The sequence below is a fragment of the Sphingomonas sp. P4_G2 genome (assembly GCF_056401155.1).
Window position 1 is genome coordinate 247,598 of sequence record NZ_JBFUJY010000006.1, and the last position, 22,484, is coordinate 270,081.

Here is a 22,484-nt window from a genome sequence, read left to right on the forward strand (position 1 = left end):
CGTAAAGCGCTTGTTGCATCGGGGATCGCGACCAGCCTATTTTGGGCGCGCTGAGCGGGGGCGGTGCATCGTCGAGGATCGTCGGAAACCAGTTTCAATGGTTGTCCGGCGGCCCGCTGATTGAGGAGCCGAGCTTTGCGTCGACGTGCGATGGATCTGAACATGGGGGATATCGCCCGGCTCGCCAATGTGTCGAAGCCGACCGTGTCGCGCGTTCTCAACAACAGCCCGCTGGTCAATGAAGCGACGCGCGAACGCGTGCTGCGCGTCGCGCGCGAAAATGGCTATGCGATCAACCGCAACGCGCAGAAACTGCGTCAGGCGCGCAACGATACGGTCGCCGTCGTGCTCGATTTCGGCTCGCATCGCGCCGGGCGGATCGCCGATCCGTTCATCTTCGAATTGCTCGCCGGCGTGTCCGAGGCCTTATCGGTGCGCAACCAGGATCTCTTGCTTTCGCCCTCCAACCTCACCGACGTGCAGAGCCATCTCGACCTGATCAGCTCGCGCGTCGCCGACGGGTTCATCTTCCTCGGGCAAGGCGTGCGCGGCCCGATGCTGCGCGATCTCGCGCGGGCCGGGGCGCCGTTCGTGGTGTGGGGTGGCGTGGATCCTGCCGAACCCTATTGCTCGGTCGGCAGCGACAATCGCCTGGGCGGGCAATTGGCCGGCGATCTGTTCGTCAAGCGCGGCGCCAAACGCTGGCTGTTCGTCGGCAATGTCGCGCATGCCGAGATCCGGATGCGGTTCGACGGCCTGCGCGCGGTCGCCGCCAAGCATCCCGAAGTGACGGTCGAGCATCTCGAGGTCGAGCATATGGCCTATGCGCCCGCTTACCAGCAGACCTTGGCATGGCTGCGCGGCAATCCGCCGCCCGATGCGGTGTTCGCTTTCTCGGACACCGCGGCGATCGCGATCGTCGCCGCGTTCCGCGAGCTGGGGCTGGAGGCGCCGGCCGATTATTCGCTATGCGGTTACAACAACATCCCGCCCGCGGCCGATTTCACTCCGGCGCTCACCACGATCGAACAGGAAACCCATCTGGCCGGCGCGATCCTGGTCGAAAAGCTGATGCAGATCCTCGATGGCGGGAAGCCGAAATCAAGCGTGCTCCCGACCCGGCTGATCGTTCGTCAGACCTGAGAAGCAGCCGGGGCCAGTCGCAACACCCTGTCGAGATCGACCGCCGCGGTGGAGGCGAACACCAAGTCGGCTTCGGCCAGGATGGCAGCGTCGCCGATCCCGATCGCGACCATGTCCGCCGCCTTGATCGCAGTCACCCCGGCCGCGGCGTCCTCGAACCCGACGCACGCGGCGGGCGCGATGCCCAGCCCTGCCGCGCAGGCCAGGAAGATGTCCGGCGCAGGCTTGGACCGAGCGACCCTGGCGGCGTCCGCGACGAAATCGATCGAGCCCGACAACCCTGCCCGCTCTAGTACCATCGTCGCGTTTCGACTGGCCGAGGCGACCCCCAGCGACAGTCCGGCGGCGCGGGCGCCCGCCAGTAAAGCGGTGGCGCCCGGCAAGATGTCGGCATCGGTCATCGTCGCCAGCGCGTCGAGATAATAACCGTTCTTGCGCGCCGCGAGCTCCTCTCGCGCCGGGAGGTCCAGCGGCACATTGCCCAGCGTCAGGATATGCTCGAGCGACCCCATGCGGTCGACGCCCTTGAGCGCCTCATTGTCATGCTCGTCGAACGCGATGCCGAGCTCGTCGGCGATCCGTTTCCAGGCGACGAAATGCAGCCGGGCGCTGTCGACCAGCACGCCGTCGAGGTCGAAGATCGCCGCGCGGAACGCCATGGTCAGGCAGCCAGCTCGTCACCGGCGACGCGGATCGCGACCGTGCGATCGCCGCGCACCGACACGCTGGCGGTTCGGCCCGACACCGCGACATCGACTGGCGCACCGCGGAAGGTAACGGTGAAGCGATAGTCGGGCAGCCCCGGTATCTCGACGGGATCGAAGCACAATGTGTCACCGTCGACGCGCATGCCGGCAAAACCCATCGCCAGGGTCGTCCAGCTCCCCGCCAGTGCCGCCATATGCAGGCCGTGATCGGTATTGCCGAACAGATCGTTGAGGTCGGTCAGCGCGGCGACCCGCCAGTAATGCGCGGCCCGTGCGCCATCTACGGCATGCGCCGCCGCGGTCGCGAATGCACTCGCCGACAGGGTCGAATCGTGGACGGTCGTGGCTTCGTACGTATCGAGCATCCGCCGCCGCATCGCCGGATCGAACGCGTCGGGCATCAGCGCCAAAGCGAGCACCGCATCCGCCTGTTTCGAGACGCAACGACGATAGATGGCGAGCGGATGGACGTGCAGCAGCAGCGGATAGGCGGCCGGCGGCGTCGCCTCGAACGGCCACGGGTCGAGCTGGAAATAGGCATCGTCCTGGGCATAGACCTGCCGCTCGTCGTCATATGCCAGCAGCATCGCATCAGCGGCGCGAACCATGCGGGCGGCTTCCGCGTCGTCGATCAGCGACGCCGCCAGGCCTTCGCGCGCGGCGAACCGCAAATGCCTCGCGGCCATCATGTTGGTGTAGAGGTTGTTGTTGACGATCGCCGAATATTCGTCGGGCCCGGTCACGCGATTGATGACGAAAGCGCCGCCGCGCGCCGCGTCGTGATAGCCGATCGCCAGCCAGATGCGCGCCGTCTCGACCAGCATCGCCGCGCCGCCGGCGTCGAGCAGCGAGCGGTCGCCGCTCGCCGCCAGATAAGTCTCCAGCGCATAAGCGATATCGGCATTGATGTGATATTGGGCGGATCCGGCAGGAAAATAGGACGAGCATTCGTGCCCGCCGATCGTCCGCCACGGATAGAGCGCCCCCGCTTCGTGCCCCATCGCCCGCGCATTGTCGCGCGCGGCGGCAAGCTTGGAAATCCGCCACGCCAGCATCGCCCGGGCAATCGCCGGATGGGTGAAGGCGAACACCGGCATGACGTAGAGATCGGCGTCCCAGAAGACATGGCCTTCATAGCCCTCTCCGGTCTGCCCCTTGGCGCCGATCGAGGTCTTGCCGTCGCGCCCGACCGCCATCGCCAATTCGGCCAAAGCGAAGCGGATGGCGAGTTCGGCATGGGGCTGGCCCGGCATGGCGATATTGCTCGCCGCCCAGAAATCCGCGAACCAGGCGACCTGATCGGCCAGCAAAGCGTCATATCCTCGCTCGGCCGCGGCGCGCAGTATCCCGATGAGCGCATCAACACCCTGCCCGTCAGTGCCGGCGTGGTAGCCCGAGGCGAAGTCGATCTGCACTTGGCCGCCGACGGTCCGACGCCCGATTTCGCGCATCGCGCACGCCACCACGAAGCCGCTCGTGCGCAACCGATCGCTGCGCATGGCGGCCCCGGGCTCGTCATGAACCTGCGGGTCGACCCAGGGGCTGGTGGCCATGACCGGGGCGACGCGCGGATCGTAAACGCCATGGTTGACGACATCGGCGGCCCGATCGCCGCGTCCCGGCGGCGGTGTCATCGTCGGCGACACGTTCACATCGGCGCCGTCTGCGAAGCTGACTCGCGTCAGCACCAACGCGGTCTCCGTCATCGAGACGAATTGCTCGAACACGATCCCGGCCGGTCCAGCGAAAGTCTCGGTGCGCACGCCCCGGGCGAGATCGAGTTCGACGCTGGGTGGCGCTTCGATGGGCACGTCACCGACCAGGATCGCCGGCCGGGTGGCATCGGCGACCGCCAGGCGGAGATCGCTTTCGCGGGCATAGCCATGCGCCGCCTCATGATAGGCGATCGGCACGCGTTCATAGACGCCGTTCAGATAGACTTTGGGCGCTTCCGCCGCCTCGCCCGGGCCGCGAATGCCGATGAAACCGTTGCCGATCGAAAACAGCGCAGGAACATGGTCCGACCGGGCGGAATCCCCGTCCGCCGCAAGGCGCCAGGCGTCGCGCGCAAATCGCACGTCAGCAAAAGACGCTTCGGGTAATGACCGCCCCACGCAATTCCTCTCTGATGCGGCGATCAAACGCCCGATTGCCAATGATATGCATTTCATAATAGGAGATGGTCAAGACAATAAGCCGGGCATCCCGGCAGGGGAGGCGCATGAACAGGACCCGGATGATCGTCGCACTGGCATTGACCTATGCCGTGTTCGCGGTGCTGCTCAACAGCGTCGGCACCGTTATCCTGCAGTCGATCGAATCGTTCCACGTGACCAAGGTCGCGGCGAGCTCGCTCGAGGGGTTCAAGGATCTGTCGATCGCGGCCACCAGCTTCCTGCTGGCGGCGCAGCTGCCGCGCTTCGGGCTGCGGCGCGCGATGATCGTCGCGCTCGCATTGGTGGCGGTCGCCTGCCTGGCGATGCCTTTATTCCCGGGTTTCTGGACTACACGCCTGCTGTTCCTCGCGGTCGGCGTCGCGTTCGGGGTGACCAAGGTATCGGTCTACAGTTTCGTCGGCCTGTTGACCGACGACAGCGCGCGGCATGCGTCGTTGCTCAACGTGATCGAGGGCGTGTTCATGCTCGGCGTGCTCAGCGGCTATTGGATCTTTGCCGCCTTCATCGATCCCGCCGATCCGGGCAGCCGGCAATGGCTGAACGTCTATTACGTCCTCGCCGCCGTCAGCCTCGTCGCCTTGGTGCTGCTCGCGGTCACGCCCTATGACGAAAGCGCGGTCGACGAACCCGCCGCCACGCCGCAGGGCCCGGGGCAGAAATTCGCCGAGATGGTCGCGCTCGCCTGGCGGCCGTTGAGCCTCAGCTTCATCGCCGCGATCTTCTGCTACGTCCTGGTCGAACAGGGGATCGGATCGTGGCTGCCGACCTTCAACCGCGAATTGCTCGGGCTGTCGGCGCCGATGAGCGTGCAAGCCGCGTCGATCTTCGCGGTGTGCCTGGCCGCGGGCCGACTGGGCGCTGGCGTGATCGTGCGGCGCACCGGCTGGTTTCCGCTCGTCCTGGGGTGTCTCGTCGGCATGGCGGTGCTGATCGTCGCCGTGCTGCCGCTCGCCGCCGCGCACCATGGTCAGGTGACGAGCTGGGCGGGCGCGCCGATCGCTGCCTTCCTGTTCCCGGCGATCGGGCTGATGATGGCGCCGATCTATCCGGCGCTCAATTCGGCGATCCTGTCGTCGATGGCGCCCCGGGAGCAGCCGGCGATGGTCGGGTTGATCGTGGTGTTCTCGGCGCTCGGTGGGACGACCGGTTCGTTCGTCGTGGGTCATATCTTCGCGATGTTCCAGGGAACGATCGCCTTCTACGTCCTGCTCATCCCGATCGCCGCGCTGGCGGTGGCCTCGACGATGGTCCGGCGGAAAACGGTACGATAGGCAGTCAACGTTTCGTCACGATCGGCCGCTCTCGTGGATTTCACCGCCGGCGGAACGTCATTTATATGACTGTATCCAATATCCAATAGAAACGGATACGGCCGCGCCGTGTCCGAAGACACGACGCGGCCGATGCCCCACCGGTTAGAAGTTGAAGCGCAGTCCGGCGTTGATCGTGAAGCTGCGCAGCCGCGAGTCGTCGTCGATATTGCCGACCACGAAGCCCGAGACCCGACTGTCATGGGCATTGACAAGCAGCCCCGCCGAGTAGCGCATCGCGCTTTTCCAGGTGTTGGTCTGGAGCGAGAAGGTCGTGACCGGCGCTCCGAACCCAAAGCTCGAACTGTCGTTGCGCGACCAATTCTCCATCCGCGCCGCGCTGATGAAGGGCTCGAACGTCGCCGTCGCTTCCGATCCGCCACGATAGGACAGGCGCAAGCCCGCCTGGCCGATCTTGGTGGTATCGCTGCCCGGCGTCCACACGCTGAAGGCGTCGATGGCGAGCGGATCGATCTTGGTGTCGGCATAATTGAACGAAGCGAACGGCGTCGCGGCGAAGCCGGTCTTGCCGCCGACCCGGTACGATATCCGGGCCGAGCCCGCCGTCGCGTCGCCATGCATCCGCTGCGTGCCGACCGTGCCGAACAGCGACGGCATGGCGACCGTGTAATGGCGCCATTCCTTGCGGATGTTGCCTTCGAGTTCGAAGGCACCGTTGCCGACCACCAAATAGCCACCGACGAACGGCGTTTCGACCTTGATCCGCTCGCCGCCTGCGAGTGGTGCCGAGGCGCCGTACCAGCCGCCCATCACGCCGGCATTGATCTTCCAGCCGCCGCCGATGCCGCCGAACGAGATGTCGGCGCCGATCTGTGCGGCATGCTGGCTGGTGCGGAACTGCGTGGTCGAGGTGTAGCTCAGACCACCGCCCGTCAGCGAGGAGCTGATCGTCTGCTTGCTGTGCCCGCCGCTGCCGCGCATCCACAGGCTGAACCGCGTGCCGCCGACATCGGTCCGGTTGGTCACGAACGGGCTGATCGGATCGTCGAGCAGGCCCGACGCCGATTCGGCCATGTAGCTGAGCTTGCCGAGCCCGGCCGCGGTCGGATTGACCGCCTGGATCACGCCGAACTGATGGACGTTCGACGGGTTCTGCCCGAAGCTGTCGAGGATGAAGCCAGTGGTCGGAAACACGGTGCTGGAGGTAAAGGCACTAGCGGGTGCTGCCCCGGCGACCGTCACCACCGGCAGGAAGCCGCCGGGGACGAACGACCGCGTACCGACCAGGTTCATCGTGACATTGGTGTTGCCCGTGGCCGAGCCGCCGATGTTCAGGCGATCGGCCGTGGCGGTATTGGTGCTGTAGTCGGCCCAAAACTGGCCCCCTCCCGAATAATTGCCGCCGACAGTGACGACGTTGCTGGTGAGGTTGTTACGAGCGTTGATGATCCCGGTATTGGCCATCGAACCCGCGGTCGTGAACGTGCCCGCGCCGGCAAAGGTGATGCGGCTGGCATTGTTGGTATTGCCGAGGATCGTCAGCGAGCTGCCTGCGCCGAGATTGACGTTGCCGCCATTGACCAGATTGCCCGCGAAGACCGACGTGCCGGTAAGATTGGCGATGCCAGTCGGCGCGTTGATGAAGTTCGAGATCGCCACAGTCGAGCCCGATACGTTGACGGCACCATTCAGGATGCCCGCATTGTAGAGCGTAAACGGCCGATTGTTGAGGCTGCCGACGACCGCATTGGTGCCGCCGGTGATCGTGCCGAAATTGTTGATTTCGCCCGTGCCGCCGCCCGTAGCGATGAGTTGCACGCCGGTGGTCGTTCCAGAGACAAATCCGGCATTGTTGACCAATAGAGCGCCGTCGACGGTGTTGAGGCCGATGCCGATGGCCGGATCGATGCTGCCCGTGGCGGTGACATCAACGGTGATGTCGCCGGCCGTCGAGGTCGCCCAGACACCGGCATTGCCTGCGCCGGTCGCCGTCACTTTACCCGCGATGACGATATTGGTCGCACCGGTCGAGGTGCCACTGTCAGTGCGGATACCCACACCGTCGGTCGCCGCTATCAGCGAGCCGACGCCCTGATTGACGTTGATCGTGCCCGCACCCGCACCCTGCAGCAGGGCGTAGATGCCGTCACCATTGGCGGCCGAGACGCCGGCATTGGCGTTGATCGTCACGCTGCCGGCACCAAGGACGTTGCCGAGGATGCCGACGCTGTCGGCGACGACGTCGGCGTTGGTGGTGATCGTGGCGATGCCATCCGTCGATTGCGTCTGGATGCCGATGCCGTTGCTGGTCACCGTGCCGCCTGTCGTGACGTCCACGGTCGAGGCGCCGAAGACCATGCCGCGGATGCCCTCACCGCCGGTGCTGGTCACCGGGCCTGCGGTATCGATCGAGACGTTACCGCCGGCGCTATAGCCCAGGATGCCGAACCCGGTCGTGCCGAGGACGGCTCCGGTGCCCGAGATGTTCACGTTACCGACGATCGACTTCGCATCAATGCCGCTGACCCCGCCGGTGGCGGATCCCGTCGCCAGGATGTCGACGTTACCCGTCAGGGAGAAAGCGGTGATGCCGTTCCCGGTCGTGCCCGTCGCCGAGCCGTCGGTGCCGTTGATCAGAATCCCGCCGGTAGTGGAGGTCGCATTGACGCCATCGATGGCGCCGATGACGTTACCGTCGAGCGTAATCGTGGTGAGGCCGGTCGACACGCCGCTATCGGTGCGGATGCCGTTGCCGGCGGTCGACGTCGTCGTCGTGCCCGCGGCGACCGTCACGTTGAGCGTGCCGGCATTGACCGCCGCGCCGTTATTGAGCGCGGTGATGGCGTCGCCGGCCGAATTTACATCGCCCCCCGCCATGACCGACACGTTGCCGGTGCCGTTGGTCAGCGCGAAGATACCGGAAGTACCCGTTACCGTTCCGCTGGTCGTCACATCGACATTGCCCGCGCCGCCCGCCAGGACCTGCTGCGCGATGATCGCGGTGTTGCCGGTCGAGGTGACGTCGCCGGCATTGACCGTGACGTTGCCGCCCGTGGCCAGCGCATAGATGCCGTTACCCGTCGTCACGTTGACCGGGCCGACCGTCGTCACCGTCGTATTGCCGGTGCCGAAATTCTCGGCATCGATCCCGAACCGCGCGGTGATCGCTGCGTTCGCGGTGACGTCGATATTGCCGGTCGCAGCGGCCGGGAAGATCGCGCCGACGATGCCGGCATTACCCGCCTGGACGTCGCCGTTCGCCACGATCGTGAGGTTGCCCGCGGTCGACACGCTTTGGACGTCGATGCCGTTCTGACCCGCGGTCAGCGCGGTCACCGCACCGGTGGTGACGTTGATGTCGCCACCGGCAGCCGTATCGCGGACGATGATGCCGTTGCCGGCGGTCGAGCCGCTCGCCCCCGAGATATCGACCGTCGTCGTGCCCGAGCCGTTGTTCTTGATGTTGGCACCGTCGCCAGTGCCGCCGAAGAACCCGCCGGTGCCGGTGACCGAGATGTTGCCCGCACCACCGGTGCCGCCGATCAGGGTCAGGCCGTTGGTCGCGCCCGTCACCGCGTCGGCGACGGTCACCGTCACCGCGTCGTTTCCGGTCGCCTTGATGCCCTCGGCCGCCGTGCCGGTGACCGTGCCGTTGGCCGTGACGTTGATCGCGCCGGTGCCGACGTTGTTGGCAAAGATGCCCGTGGTGCCCGAGACGTTGCCGCCGGTGACGTCGACGATGCCCGCGCCCGCCGCACTGGTCTGCTGCGCGATGATCGCGGTGTTGCCGGTCGAGGTGACGTCGCCCGCAGTGACCGTGACGTTGCCGCCGGTGGTCAGCGCGAAGATGCCGTTGCCCGTGGTTACGTTGACCGGGCCGACGGTGGTGACGCTGGTCGTGCCGGTACCGAAATTCTCGGCGTCGACCCCGAAGCGCGCCGTCATCGCGCCATTCGCGGTGACATCGATATTGCCGGTCGCAGCCGCCGGGAAGATCGCCGCCACCATGCCGGCATTACCCGCCTGGATGTCGCCATTGGCCACCTCCGTGACATTGGCGGTCAGCGACTGGCTCTGGACGTCGATCGCGTTCTTGCCCAGGGCCAGCGCGGTGACCGCGCCGGTGGTGACGCTGATGTCGCCGCCGGTCGCGGTGTCACGAACGATGATGCCGTTACCGGCGGTCGAGCCACTCGCGCCCGAGATGTCGACCGTGACCGTGCCCGAGCCGTTGTTCTTGATGTTGGCGCCGTCGTCGGTGCCGCCAAAGAACCCACCAGTGCCCGTGACCGAAATGTTGCCCGCGCCGCCGGTCCCGCCGACCAGACTTAGGCCGCGCGTCGCGCCGGTCACCGTATCGGCGACGGTCACCGTCACCGCATCGTTGCCGGTCGCCTTGATGCCCTCGGCAAACGTGCCCGTCACCGTGCCGTTGGCCGTCACGCTGAGCGTGCCGGTGCCGATGTTGTTGGCGAAGATGCCGGTCGTGCCCGAGACGTTGCCCGCCGTCACATCGACATTACCCGCGCCGGTCGCGTCGGATTGCTGCGCGATGATCGCGGTGTTGCCGGTCGAAGTGACATCACCCGCGGTAACCGTGACATTACCGCCGGAGGTCTGCGCGTAAATGCCGTTACCGGTGGTCACATTGACCGGTCCGACGGTGGTGACAGTCGTATTGCCGGTGCCGAAATTCTCGGCGTCGATGCCGAAGCGCGCGGTGATCGCGCCATTCGCGGTGACATCGATATTGCCGGTCGCCGCCGCCGGGAAGATCGCCGCCACCATGCCGGCATTGCCCGCGTTGATGTCGCCGTTCGCGACTTCGGTGACATTGGCGGTCAGCGATTGGCTCTGGACGTCGATCGCGTCCATGCCCGCGGTCAGCGCGGTCACTGCGCCGGTGGTGATGCTGATATCGCCGCCGGCCACGGTGTCACGCACCTTGATGCCTTCGCCTCCGGCCGAACTGCTCGCGCCCGATATGTCGACCGTGACGGTGCCCGAACCGTTGTTGAGGATGTTCGCCGCATCGCCAGTGCCGCCGACGAACCCGCCGGTGCCGGTGACGCTGATGTTGCCCGCGCCGCCAGTGCCGCCAACCAGGCTCAGGCCGCGTGTCGCGCCGGTCACCGTGTCGGCGACCGAGATGGTCACCGCGTCATTGCCGGTCGCCTTGATGCCCTCGGCTGCCGTGCCGGTCACCGTGCCATTGGCCGTCACGCTGACGGTACCAGTGCCAAAGTTGTGCGCATCGATGCCGGTCGTGCCCGAGACGTTGCCCGCGGTCACATCGACATTGCCTGCGCCCGCGACCTTGGTCTGCTGCGCGATGATCGCGGTGTTGCCGGTCGAGGTGACATCGCCGGCAGTGACCGAGACGTTGCCGCCGGTGGTCAGCGCGAAGATGCCGTTGCCGGTGGTTACGTTGACCGGACCTACGGTGGTGACAGTCGTATTGCCCGACCCGAAATTCTCGGCGTCGACGCCAAACCGCGCCGTCATCGAGCCGTTGGCGGTCACGTCGATATTGCCGGTGCCGGCCGCGTTGAGAATCGCCGCCACCATGCCGGCATTGCCTGCATTGATGTCGCCGTTCGCGACCTCGGTGACATTGCCGGTCAGCGTCTGCGCCTGAACGTCGATCGCGTCCTTGCCCGCCGTCAGCGCGGTCACTGCGCCGGTGGTGACGCTGATATTGCCGCCAATCGACGTATCGCGAACGAAGATGCCCTCGCCGCCGGCCGAGCTGCTCGCGCCGGAAATGTCGACCGTGACGGTGCCCGAACCGTTGTTGAGGATGTTCGCCGCATCGCCAGTGCCGCCGACGAACCCGCCGGTGCCGGTGACGCTGATGTTGCCCGCGCCGCCAGTGCCGCCAACCAGGCTGAGGCCGCGCGTCGCACCGGTCACCGTATCGGCAACGGTCACGGTCACCGCGTCGTTGCCGACTGCCTTGATGCCCTCGGCGGCGGTGCCCGTCACCGTGCCATTGGCCGTCACGCTGACCGTGCCCGTGCCAAAGTTGTGCGCATCGATGCCGGTCGTGCCCGAGACGTTACCCGCAGTCACATCGACATTGCCCGCGCCCGCGACCTTGGTCTGCTGCGCGATGATCGCGGTGTTGCTGGCCGCGGTGACGTCGCCCGCGGTAACCGAGACGTTGCCGCCGGTGGTCAGCGCGAAGATGCCGTTACCCGTCGTCACATTGACCGGGCCGACGGTGGTGACCGTCGTATTGCCCGACCCGAAATTCTCGGCGTCCACGCCAAACCGCGCCGTCATCGAGCCGTTGGCGGTCACGTCGATATTGCCGGTGCCGGCCGCGTTGAGGATCGCCGCCACCATGCCGGCATTGCCCGCATTGATGTCGCCGTTCGCGACCTCGGTTACATTGCCGGTCAGCGTCTGCGCCTGAACGTCGATCGCGTCCTTGCCCGCGGTCAGCGCAGTCACTGCGCCGGTGGTGACGCTGATATTGCCGCCTGCGGCCGTATCGCGAACGAAGATGCCCTCGCCGCCGGCCGAGCTGCTCGCGCCGGAAATGTCGACCGTGACATTGCCCGAGCCGTTGTTGAGGATGTTCGCCGCGTCGCCAGTGCCGCCGACGAACCCGCCGGTCCCGGTGACGCTGATATTGCCCGCGCCGCCAGTCCCGCCAACCAGGCTCAGGCCGCGCGTCGCGCCCGTCACCGTGTCAGCGACCGAGATGGTCACCGCGTCGTTGCCGACTGCCTTGATGCCCTCGGCCGCCGTGCCGGTCACCGTGCCATTGGCCGTCACGCTGACCGTGCCCGTGCCGAAATTGTGCGCATCGATGCCGGTCGTGCCCGAGACGTTGCCCGCGGTCACATCGACATTGCCCACACCGGCGACCTTGGTCTGCTGCGCGATGATCGCGGTGTTGCTGGCCGCGGTGACATCCCCCGCATTGACCGTGACGTTACCGCCGGTCGTCAGCGCGAAGATGCCGTTACCCGTCGTGACATTGACCGGGCCCACGGTAGTGACACTGGTGGTACCCGACCCGAAATTCTCCGCATCGATACCGAACCGCGCATCGATCGATCCGTTGGCGGTCACATCGATATTGCCGGTGCCCGCGGCATTGAGAATCGCCGCCACCATGCCGGCATTGCCCGCCTGGATGTTGCCATTGGCGATCTCGGTGATGTTGCCGGTCTGCGACGAGCTCTGCGCGTCGATGCCGTCCTTGCCGGCGGTCAGCGCGGTGACGGTGCCGTTAGTGGTGATGTCGATCCCCGTGCTGGTGGCAACGTCGCGAACCGTGATGCCTTCGCCGGCCGCGGCGAAGATGTTGCCGGCGGTGATGCTGACCGAGCCGACCCCGCCACTCTGCCTCGCATCAAGCGCGTTGCCGTTGCCGTTGTTGACGATGTCGCCGCCGGTATAGACGATCGGCCCGCCAAGCGCAGTGAGCGATAGCGCCGCGGTGCCGCCCGCGGTCGGCGTATTACCCGCATCGACGCTGATCGTGCCGCCATTATTGACCGTGATGCCGCCCGTTCCATTGTTCGTGAAAGCGAGCCCGTTGCCGCTAATCGTTGCTCCGCTGTTGACGGTGACGACGATCGGGGTGGGGAGGATGCCCTGGTAATTGCGATCGACCGGCGGGTTGGCCGGAAAGGTCGTGTCGGTCGTGGACGTATCGGCACACGTCACCGTGTCGAAGCCGACGGCGCATTGCGCCCAGGCCTCGCTAGGCGCGAACACGCCGAGGCCGACAAAAGCCGCCGCCGCGACGGTCGAGCGCAACGTCAGCCGGCTCGCCTGCGAGCGCAGATTGCGGCGGCGTGCGGCTATCGAGGATGACACCTTGGAGTCGAAAGGAAGACGGCCCGACGAATACGGTGTGCGTGTCATATTATTCCCCTCTGTTGCGCGGACTTAGCACGCACGACCCAAAGGCCGCACGATTAGGCAATCGTCCGTGTGTGCTGGTCTAATACTTCATGATTATTCGCCGCTATTGGCTAAATGCGACAATTCACGAACTTATCCAACGCAGCGACTCTAGGGGTTATGGCGGTCACTATCTTCGCGTAAGATATTGTTTTTAGCGAGAAACGATCGCCGTTTTCACTCAAAATGGTCGCGATCTGCGTCGACAGATCGAATGCCGGCGATCGCGGCGGCGCTCACGATCGCACAATCTGAGGCCGGAACTCGAGCAGGTGGATCGCGATGGGGATCAACAGCTCGTCAGCCGGGCCCGTTTCGCTTTCCTGGGTGATGAAGCAGGCCGATATCGCCGGGCCGAGGGTGGGCCGCTCGATTACGACTTCAGGGTCAATTGCTGACGCTCGCCGCGCCTGACGATTTCGAGGTCGATCGACGCCGCATCGGGATCGAGCGCGCGGCCGAGTTCGGACGCCCCCGAGATCGGCGACTGGCCCGCGGTCAGCACGACGTCGCCCGCTCTCAGGCCGGCCGTGTCGGCGGGCGAGCCCGGCCTGACCATCACCACCACCGCGCCGCGCTGGCGATCGGCACCCAGCCGCTTTGCCAGAACGGGGCCTAGATCCTCAGCTACGATGCCGAACGGCGCCGCCGGCGGCGCCCCGCTGCGCAGCATCTCACTGACGATTCGCGCGGCGACGTCGCCGGGAACCAGTAGGCCAAGATCGCCGGCGCTGTCGTCGTCGGGAAAGGCGGACAGGCCGAGCACGCGGCCGTCGCTGCCGATAAAGGGGACGCCTTCGGCGTTTGTGGTAGGCGCGGGGCCGATCGATACCGACGATCGCAGCGCCTCCCCGCCGGCCGCGAAATCCCGGGCGATCGCCCCGGTCTGCACCGCGCATCCGCTTCCCGCGGGCGAAGTCAGGCTGAATCCCCATTGGCCGGTCCGCGGCAAATCGGCGTCGGCAAATTGCAGCGTCGCGAAATTTCGTCCGTCGACCTTGACCAGCGCGAGCCCCGATAACGGGTCGTTCGCCACGACCTTGGCGTCGAGCTCGCGGCCGTCATTGAACTGGACCGGCAAAGTATCGCGGCCGGCCAGCATCCGGCCGCTGGTGACGATATAGCCATCAGGCGATACGACAATGCCGGCGAGCTCGCGCGATGCCAGCGGGTTCGGCTTGGCGGTCGAGGCGGGCGGCACGCCCAGTCCGATCCTGACTATTGCCGGGCAGGCCGTGTCGACCAGATCCGGCAACATCTCGGAAGGAGAGGCGCGATTGGTCACGCGCTGGATCGGCGCGACCACGTGGCGCTCAACCGTCGCCATCGGGCGCCAGAGCTGTGCCCCGGTCACCACGCCGATCACGATCAACACCAAGACGACGGCGGCAGTGATCGCCAGTTTCCTGAACGGCATGGCGGGCGGGGTGGCGCTCATTCGCCGAACAACTCGCGCTGCGCCTTTTCGATCTCGTCGGTATAGCGCCGCCGGACATAGCGCTCGCTGACCACGCCCAGCACGGTGCCGTCGGCGTCGGTGACGACGAATTCGTTGGCTTCGCGCTCCTCGAACGCGCGCATGATCGCCGCGGCATCCTGATCGGGCGACAAAGTGAAGTCGGTCAGGATCGCCGCCGCGGTGACCGGCGCATCCTCGGCTAGCGCGGGCGCATGCGCAGCGACGGTCGGGATCAACCCGGCATAGGCGCCGGTCGGGCCGAGCGCGACGACCTGGGTAATCGATCCCAGCGGGAAACGGCGGCGGAATTCGGCGATTGACGTGTCGCCCTCGATTTCGGGGATGCCGCGCCGCATCATCCGCCCCGCGGTCAGCGTCTTGATCCAGCCGACATCGCGCGCGCTGCGGATCGTCTCGCCGCGCGTGTGCAGGCGCCAGGTCGAGAAAGAGAAGCCGAACGTCTCGCGCACCAAAGTGCTGGCGCACAGGCAGGCAGTGATCGCGACCGCGGTGAGCGCGAAATCGTGCGTCGATTCGAGCACCAGCAGCGACATCGTCATCGGCCCGCCGACCACCGCCACCGCCATCGCCGCCATGCCGACCAAGGCTGCGTCGTTGGCGCTGACATGCGCGGCGCCGGGGATGAGGTTGACCAGCCCCGCGAACAGCTGGCCGACCAGCGACCCCAGGAACAACGAGGCGAAGAACAGGCCGCCGCGAAATCCGAACCCGAGCGAGATCGCCGACGCCGCGACCTTGAGCACGAAGATCGTCGCAAGGAACGCCAGCCCGACCTTCATCGTCAGATCGAGGTGCAAGGCCCCATGCCCGGCCGACAATGCTTGCGGCGACAGCGCGGCGATCGGGATCAGCAGCAATCCGCCGATCACCGGGCGGTAGATGTCGGGGATCGGCAGGCGCCGCGTCCCGATCTCGACCAACGTGACCGCGCGCATCAGCACGATGCCGACGAGCGCGCAGATCAGTCCGAGCGAGGCGAACAGGAAATAGTCCCAGGTGGTGATCGCCTCCGCCGCGGGCAGGACGATCAGATAAGCCGGCACACCCGAGATGCGCATCGTCACCACCGCCGCCAGCGCGGCCACTGCCACCGGCGCGATCGCCGCGGGCGTATAAGCGCCGAGCACGATCTCGAACGCGTAGAAGGCCCCGGTCAGCGGCGCCCCGAACGCCGCGCCCACCGCCGCGCCCGCCCCTGCCCCGACCAGCACACGGAGATCGGCGCGCCGCAGCCTCAGCCATTGCCCGACCACCGACGCGACCCCTCCGCCCATCTGGGCATAGGCCGCCTCGAGCCCGACCGACGCGCCCATGCCGTTCGACAACAGGGTTTGCGCGGCGACGGTCAGGCTGTCGCGCATCGGGATCACACCGCCATGCAGCGCATTTGCCTCGACCACGTCGACCGGCGCCCGGCCCCGGCGCAGCAAGCGGCCGAGCCCCGCCAGCAACAATCCGCCCAACGGCAGCGCGAGCAGCCGGAGCGGTTCGATCGTGGTTTGCGCGCTCAACCGCTCGTCGCCCGACACGCCGTAGAACAGCGACTGCATGAAATGCGCGATTCCGCTCTGGACCAGGGTGAGCAGCCCCGCCGTCAGGCCGATACCGAGCGCGAGCAGGATCAGCGCCGCTTCGCTGGTACGGAAGCGCCGCCGCAATCCGATCAACAGACCTGCGGGTCGAAAGGCGGGGAGGGTCGCCATCGCGATCCGCCTAATCGCCCAGGGCAAAGATGTCACCCGCCCCGCCGGGGCAAAAATCAGTCTTGCCGCGCTTCGCCAAGCCGCGGCGCCGGGCGACCGAGCGCGAGGTCGGCGTCGGAAAAGCGAATCGGCGTCCTGAGGCCGTCGAGCCGCTCGCCCGGCACGACCATGCCGCGCGCCTGGACCTGGGGATCGGTCAGCGCCTGCTCGACCGTGTTGATCGGTCCGACCGGGACACCGACCGCTTCCAGCCTGGCCAGCAGATCGTCGCGCTCGAACCGGCGCGTGGCCGCCTCGATCGCCGCGAACAACGGCGCGCGATGCTCGATCCGGCCGGCGTTGGTCGCCCAGCGCTGCTCGGGCTCGATCCCGACCACGCCGCAGAAGCGCTGGAACTGGCCGTCATTGCCGACCGCCAGGATGAACCAGCCGTCGCTGGTCGGGAAGACGGCGTAGGGTGACACGTTGAGATGCGCGTTGCCGACGCGCGGCGGCGTGACCCCGCTGGCGAAGTAATTCGCCGCCTGATTGGCGAGCACCCCGGTCATCGTGTCGAGCAGCGCCATATCGATATGCTGGCCGCGCCCGGTCCTGTCGCGCTGGATCAGCGCCGCCTGGATGCCGATCACCGAATAGAGGCCAGTGGCGATGTCGGCCATCGCCACCCCGATTTTCTGCGGCGCGCCGTCGGGATCGCCGGTCAGGTCCATCATCCCGCTCATCCCCTGGATGATGAAGTCGTAGCCGGGACGCGGGGCATAGGGCCCGTCCTGGCCGAAGCCGGTGATCGAGCAATAGATCAGGCGCGGGTTGATCGCCGCCAGGCTGGCATAATCGAGCCCGTATTTGACGAGGCCGCCGACCTTGAAATTCTCGATCAAGACGTCGCTGTCCGCCGCCAGTCGCCGCACCTCGGCCTGCCCCTCGGGCGTAGTGAAGTCGATCACCACCGACGACTTTCCGCGGTTGCACGAATGGTAATAGGCCGCGTCGCGCGTGCCGTCGGGGTTGACGATGAACGGCGGCCCCCAGGTGCGCGTGTCGTCGCCCGCCGGGCTCTCGACCTTGATCACCTCGGCGCCGAGATCGGCCAGGACCTGGCCCGCCCACGGTCCCGCCAGGATACGCGCGAGTTCGAGCACCTTGAGGCCGGCGAGCGGAGCGGGTTTGGTCATTCGACTTCCTTGGCGCCTGATCGCGGCGATGTCACTGCCATGCAGCTCGGGCGGCGTTCGCGCGATGACGAACCTCAGCACCGACGCCGCGGATGGATAGTGGCCGACCAGTAGATCTTCTCGACTCGAGATGCCTCATTGCGCCCCGCGCTCCGTTCGTCGCGGCCGCCATTGCCAAGCCGTGGCGGCCGCCCGAAAACGCGGCATGCCGAGCACAGTCCAGACCACTTTCAACACCCTGCGCCAGCATCGAGTCGACACCGCGCTGACTGCCCTGCTCGTCCTTCAGGGCGTGACCTTGTTCGCGGTCATTCCGTTTGGCGCGCGTTCGACCGGCGGGCGGATCCTGCTCGATCTCTGTCATTTCTCGTTCGCCGCCATCAGCGTCGCCGCGCTGACGCGGCACCGCGTGGTCCAGGGCGTGGTGATCGCCGCGCTGGCCTTGTTGGCGATGGGGCCATCGGTGTCGCAACGGCTGGGCGCCGACCTCCATCTCGACGTCGCGGCACAACACGAACTGGTCGCGCTGATCGCGTTCGCGTTCAACGCCGCCATCACCGCGCTGATCGCCCGCCACGTCTTTTCCGCCGAGCGCGTGACCGTCCACCGCGTGCGCGGCGCGATCCTGCTTTATCTCAACGTCGCCGCATTGTTCGGCATAGCCTATACCGCCCTTCAGCAAGTCGTGCCCGAGGCGTTCCACATCGTGATACAGCCTGGCGAGGCGCCGACTGCCGCCTTCACCTATTTCAGCCTGACCACGATCACGACGGTCGGCTTTGGCGACATCACCCCGCTCCACCCCCTGGCGCGTAGCCTGGCGACGCTCGAAGCGGTGTTCGGCCAGCTCTTTCCCGCAACCCTGCTCGCCCGCCTTGTCGCGCTGCATCTGGCACACGAACAGCAACCGCCGAAGCAACCCGTTCAGACAGACGCCGACCAGTTCTGACGATCGTCGGGCAGTCGAAGAGACAGAAAATCAGCTCTTCAAGACCTTGACCGCCGCGTCGAGCCGGTCGGCATAGCGGTTGAGCGCCGCGGCGGTCTTCGCGACATAGTCCTTGGCGTCGTCGAAACGGCGCTGCTCGATCCCTTCGCGAATGCCGGGCAAGGTCTTGGCACCATAACCGGTCAGCGTTCCGGGTGCGTAGATCAAATTGCGGTACCAGGGCCGCCCAGGCAGGCCGTCCTTGTCGAGCAGCAATTGATCGACACCCTTCAGCACCGCCATCGCCTTCGCGACCTTGTCGGGCGAGGCGCGCTCGAAGGCGGCGTCGGCAGCGCGCGACGACCGGGTCAGATGGTCCGACGCATCCTCCAGCGCGAGCATGTCGATCAGCGGGGTCACGCCTTTATCCTCCGGCGCGGCGGTGGGATCGACCGGGTTGGCGGTCAGCTTGAACACATCGTCGCGATTGAGGTCCTTGAGCGCACGGTCCTGGTCGCGCTGGTCGGCCGCCAGCTTCTTCACTTCGCCGACATAGCGCGCCACGGTCGAGGCCATGTCGCCATAGCGCACCGGCACGCGCGGTGCGGCCGCCGCGCGCAGCACCATCCGCCCGACGAACTTGGACAAGGTCGCGCCATAGACCAGGCCGGGATCGTCGAAATTGGTGACGTGGTAATAAGTGTCATAGGCCGAATGATACGACCCGCCGCCCGCACCCTCTCCGCCGAAGCCGAGATTGACCGACGGGATGCCGAGATGCGCGATGAACGAGCTATAGTCCGAGCCCGAGCCGAGCGCGCCGATCGGGATGTCGCCGCCAGACTTCGCCGCCTCCAGCGCCCCCGAACCCGCGTCACGCCCGCTGCCCGAATAGGCGCCGGCGCGGACGCTCGCGCGGAGGCGATCATAGACGCTGACCCCGGTTTGCGGATCGGGCACGTCGCGCGCGATCGAATTGACGAAATGCTGGAGCGTATGGCTGCCCTCGGCGCCGAGGAAGCCGCGTGAGGTGTCGTCGGTGTTGATGTAGAGCACGGCCTTGGCCTGGAGCTCATCGGCATGCGTCTCGGCCCATTCGGTCGAGCCGAGCAGGCCGGGCTCCTCGCCGTCCCAGCTGGCATAGACCAATGTGCGGTCAGGCCGCCAGCCGGTCTTGGCCAGCACGCCGAGCGCCTTGGCTTCGGACATCAAGGCAACCTGGCCCGACAGCGGATCGTCGGCGCCGAACACCCAGCCGTCGCGATGGTTACCGCGGACGATCCATTCGTCGGGACGCGTGCTGCCCTTCATTACCGCGATAACGTCGTAGAGCGTCTTGAGCGACCAGTCCGACTTGACCGCCAGGTGGACCTTGACCGCGTCCGACCCGCCCCAATGGTAGGTGATCGGCAGCCCGCCGCGATCCTTGCCCGTGACCACTGGACCGTCGAGCCCGGCGAGGATCTTGGCGGCGTCACCATAAGAGATCGGCAGCGCGGGGATCTTGAGGATCGTCTTGGCCTCGGCGCGGGTCAGGCGCTTGGCATTGTCGGTCGCGCCGACGCCGGGGGTCAACGGATCGCCTGGATAGGTCGTCATGTCCATCACCGAGCCGCGCTGGACACCGCCCTCGGGCCGCGCCCCGCCCTTGGGATAGACGTCGCCGCGGGCATAGCCGTCGTCGCCCGGGTCCGAATAGATCAGGCAGCCGACCGCGCCATGCTCTTGCGCCAACTTCGGCTTCAATCCGCGCCAGCCGCCGCCATAGCGCGCGATGACGATCTTGCCCTTCACGCTGATCCCGCGCCGCGCGAGCGAATCGTAATCGTCGGGCATGCCGTAATTGACGTAGACGACCGGCGCGGTGACATCGCCGTCACCCTGATAAGCGACATAAGGCGGCAGCGCGCCGTCGAGCTTGTCGGGGCCGAGCTGCGGCTCCTGCCCGCCCAGGGTGACGCGGTCGGCCCCGACCAGTTCGAGCGTGGTCGAGATCGGCGTCGGGTAGAGGACCTTGAAGGTTTCGATATGCGCGTCCCAGCCCCATTGCTTGAACAGCGCCAGCTCCATCTCGGCATTGGCCTTGTCGTGCGGGCTGCCGACATGGTTGGGCGCCGACGACATCTCCTTGAGCCAGGCGAGCTGATCGGCGCTGCTGATCTGGGCATCGAACGCCTTCTCGGTCGCGGCGGTGCCGATGGTCTGCGCGCCGAGCGGTTGCGCCGCGACCAATGCGATCGCTATGGCGGCCAGCGCCGATTTGGCGCTCATCCGGACGCGACACGCCCCCGACCGACCCCAATACTGGTCCTTCGCCATCGCGCGCCCCTTTGCTGCTGGATAAACCCCGTTGGAAACCGGCGCACCCTAGCGAAGTCTTTGGAACAGGCCAGTCTTTCCACGCGAAAAAGCGTCGGCTTATCTCGCGGCACGGCGGGCCGCCGTTCCCCTAGAATCTGCCCTCTCCCGCAAGCGGGAGAGGGAGGGCCCCGCCGCAAAGCGGTGGGAGGGTGAGGGTCTTCTTACTTCTTCTATCTCGGCACACGCTTGGAAGAAGAAGACCCTCACCCAACCTGCACCTGGTGAACAGCGCCCCGCGCTGTTCAGGTCATGCCGGGGGCATGACCGACCCGGTGCACCGCAAGCGAGAGAGGGCTCTTAGGGGAGGGCGTGTCCTAACCGTCCGCATCGGTTTCGACATCCCCTCCCTCCGACCCTCCCGCGAGCGGGAGGGAGAAAGGCAGCACTGCCGCGATCAACCCGGCGCGGCAGTCGATCCGCGGATGGCGAGCTCCGCCGGCACCACGACAGGCTCGGCGGACTCATGCTTGCCGGTGCGGTCGGTGATGATCAGTTCGACCGCGCGCGAGGTTACTTCGGCGATTCGCTGAACCACGGCGGTCAGCGGAGGATGCGTGAAGCGGACGATCGGCGTATCGTCGAAACTGATCAGCGACAGATCGCGCGGCACCGCAAGCCCGCGATCGCGGGCGACCTCCAAGGTTGCCAGTGCCATCTGATCGTTGCTCGCGACGATCGCGGTCGGGGCCGGCGCGCGGCCGAGCAATTGCGTCGCAGCGGCCTTGCCCGACGCATAAGAGAAGTCGCCGGCCGCGAGCAGGCCGTCGGTCGGCAACTCCGCCGCAGCCATCGCCGCCCGCCAGCCGTCGACGCGCCAGCCGCTCACTTCGTAATCCGGCGGGCCGGCGACGAAGCCAATCCGTCGGTGCCCGAGGCCGATCAGATGCTCGGTCGCGAGCCGCGCCGCGCGTTCGTCGTCCAGCGTCAGCGCGAACCCCGGCCCCGGCCGCAGCGACCCGATCCGCGCAAAGCTGATCCCATGCGCGACCAGCAGGTCGATGATCAGCGGATTCTCCGAATGCGGCGGAGTCAGGATGACGCCGTCGGGCTGCAGCGATGCGATCGCCGCGAGCAATTCGCGCTCGATATGGTCGCTATGCGTGTCGATCAGTTCGACGATCAGGCGATAGCCGTGCTGCGCGCAGGTCAGCATGCCGCCGAGCAGCATCTGGTCGACCCAGTCGCTGCCCTCGCGCGCGCGCCAACCCTCGATCGTACGCTCGCGATCGTTGAGCGCCAGGATCAGATAGGATCGCGTCCCGGCCAGCCGCTGCGCGGCGATCGACGGAACATAGCCAAGCTTGTCGATCGATCGCTGGACGCGCTCGATCATGTTGCGCCGGACATTGGGCTCCTTGTTGATGACCCGGCTGACCGTCTGCATCGACACGCCGGCATCAACGGCGACATGCTTGATCGTAATGCTCTGCCTGCGCCGCGCCATCGACCGCTCAGCGCCCGATCGTCGCGCAAGCGGCCGGGCTCGACACCCGGTCGCGCGGCATTTCAGTGGTCGGACGATGGCTACGCGGCATGATCCTTGGGTAGCTTCATATTGAAAGAGCAGGAAGCCCCGAATCCGTACGACTTTGGTCGCGCCCGCGAGGCGGCGATCG

Annotated in this window: 11 protein-coding genes; 3 read left to right on the forward strand and 8 right to left on the reverse strand. The window is 66.6% G+C overall.

Annotation, left to right across the window (positions count from 1 at the left end; genetic code table 11):
• Positions 1–162: 162 nt before the first annotated feature.
• Positions 163–1,143: a LacI family DNA-binding transcriptional regulator gene (locus AC1DRD_RS17780; protein ID WP_478029556.1), complete on the forward strand. Its 981-nt coding sequence runs from the start codon at positions 163–165 to the stop codon at positions 1,141–1,143.
• Here the strand turns inward: AC1DRD_RS17780 and pgmB are convergent.
• On the reverse strand, positions 1,134–1,802 hold the full coding sequence (gene pgmB / locus AC1DRD_RS17785; protein ID WP_478042384.1) for a beta-phosphoglucomutase: 669 nt from the start codon (positions 1,800–1,802) through the stop codon (positions 1,134–1,136). The two genes, AC1DRD_RS17780 and pgmB, sit on opposite strands and share 10 nt — an antisense overlap.
• 2 nt (positions 1,803–1,804) lie before the next feature.
• The gene (locus tag AC1DRD_RS17790) at positions 1,805–3,928 is read right to left on the reverse strand and encodes a glycoside hydrolase family 65 protein (RefSeq protein WP_478042385.1); all 2,124 of its coding nucleotides are present in this window, start codon (positions 3,926–3,928) and stop codon (positions 1,805–1,807) included.
• A 143-nt stretch (positions 3,929–4,071) separates the two neighbouring features.
• Here AC1DRD_RS17790 and AC1DRD_RS17795 point away from each other — a divergent pair, with 143 nt between their 5' ends.
• Positions 4,072–5,298, forward strand: a complete 1,227-nt coding sequence (locus AC1DRD_RS17795; protein ID WP_478042387.1) for an MFS transporter — start codon at positions 4,072–4,074, stop codon at positions 5,296–5,298.
• Between the two features lie 144 nt (positions 5,299–5,442).
• Here AC1DRD_RS17795 and AC1DRD_RS17800 read toward each other — a convergent pair whose 3' ends face one another.
• From AC1DRD_RS17800 to AC1DRD_RS17815, 4 genes are all read right to left on the reverse strand, one after another.
• Positions 5,443–13,182 (reverse strand): hypothetical protein, encoded by a 7,740-nt coding sequence (locus AC1DRD_RS17800; RefSeq protein WP_478042389.1) that lies wholly within the window; start codon positions 13,180–13,182, stop codon positions 5,443–5,445.
• A gap of 412 nt (positions 13,183–13,594) precedes the next feature.
• On the reverse strand, positions 13,595–14,659 hold the full coding sequence (locus AC1DRD_RS17805) for a S1C family serine protease (RefSeq protein WP_478042390.1): 1,065 nt from the start codon (positions 14,657–14,659) through the stop codon (positions 13,595–13,597).
• Entirely contained in the window at positions 14,656–16,404 is a 1,749-nt protein-coding gene (locus tag AC1DRD_RS17810) for a chloride channel protein (protein WP_478042392.1), read from the reverse strand. The genes AC1DRD_RS17805 and AC1DRD_RS17810 overlap by 4 nt, the downstream gene beginning before the upstream one ends.
• 56 nt (positions 16,405–16,460) lie before the next feature.
• Entirely contained in the window at positions 16,461–17,579 is a 1,119-nt protein-coding gene (locus AC1DRD_RS17815; RefSeq protein ID WP_478042393.1) for a CaiB/BaiF CoA transferase family protein, read from the reverse strand.
• A gap of 205 nt (positions 17,580–17,784) precedes the next feature.
• On the opposite strand from AC1DRD_RS17815, the gene AC1DRD_RS17820 reads away from it, so the two are divergent.
• A complete protein-coding gene (locus AC1DRD_RS17820) occupies positions 17,785–18,528 on the forward strand; it encodes a potassium channel family protein (RefSeq protein ID WP_478042394.1) in 744 nt (247 codons plus the stop codon).
• Between the two features lie 30 nt (positions 18,529–18,558).
• Here AC1DRD_RS17820 and AC1DRD_RS17825 read toward each other — a convergent pair whose 3' ends face one another.
• The gene (locus AC1DRD_RS17825) at positions 18,559–20,826 is read right to left on the reverse strand and encodes a transferrin receptor-like dimerization domain-containing protein (protein ID WP_478042395.1); all 2,268 of its coding nucleotides are present in this window, start codon (positions 20,824–20,826) and stop codon (positions 18,559–18,561) included.
• 436 nt (positions 20,827–21,262) lie between these two features.
• Positions 21,263–22,312: a LacI family DNA-binding transcriptional regulator gene (locus AC1DRD_RS17830; RefSeq protein ID WP_478042396.1), complete on the reverse strand. Its 1,050-nt coding sequence runs from the start codon at positions 22,310–22,312 to the stop codon at positions 21,263–21,265.
• Between the last annotated feature and the right edge of the window lie 172 nt (positions 22,313–22,484).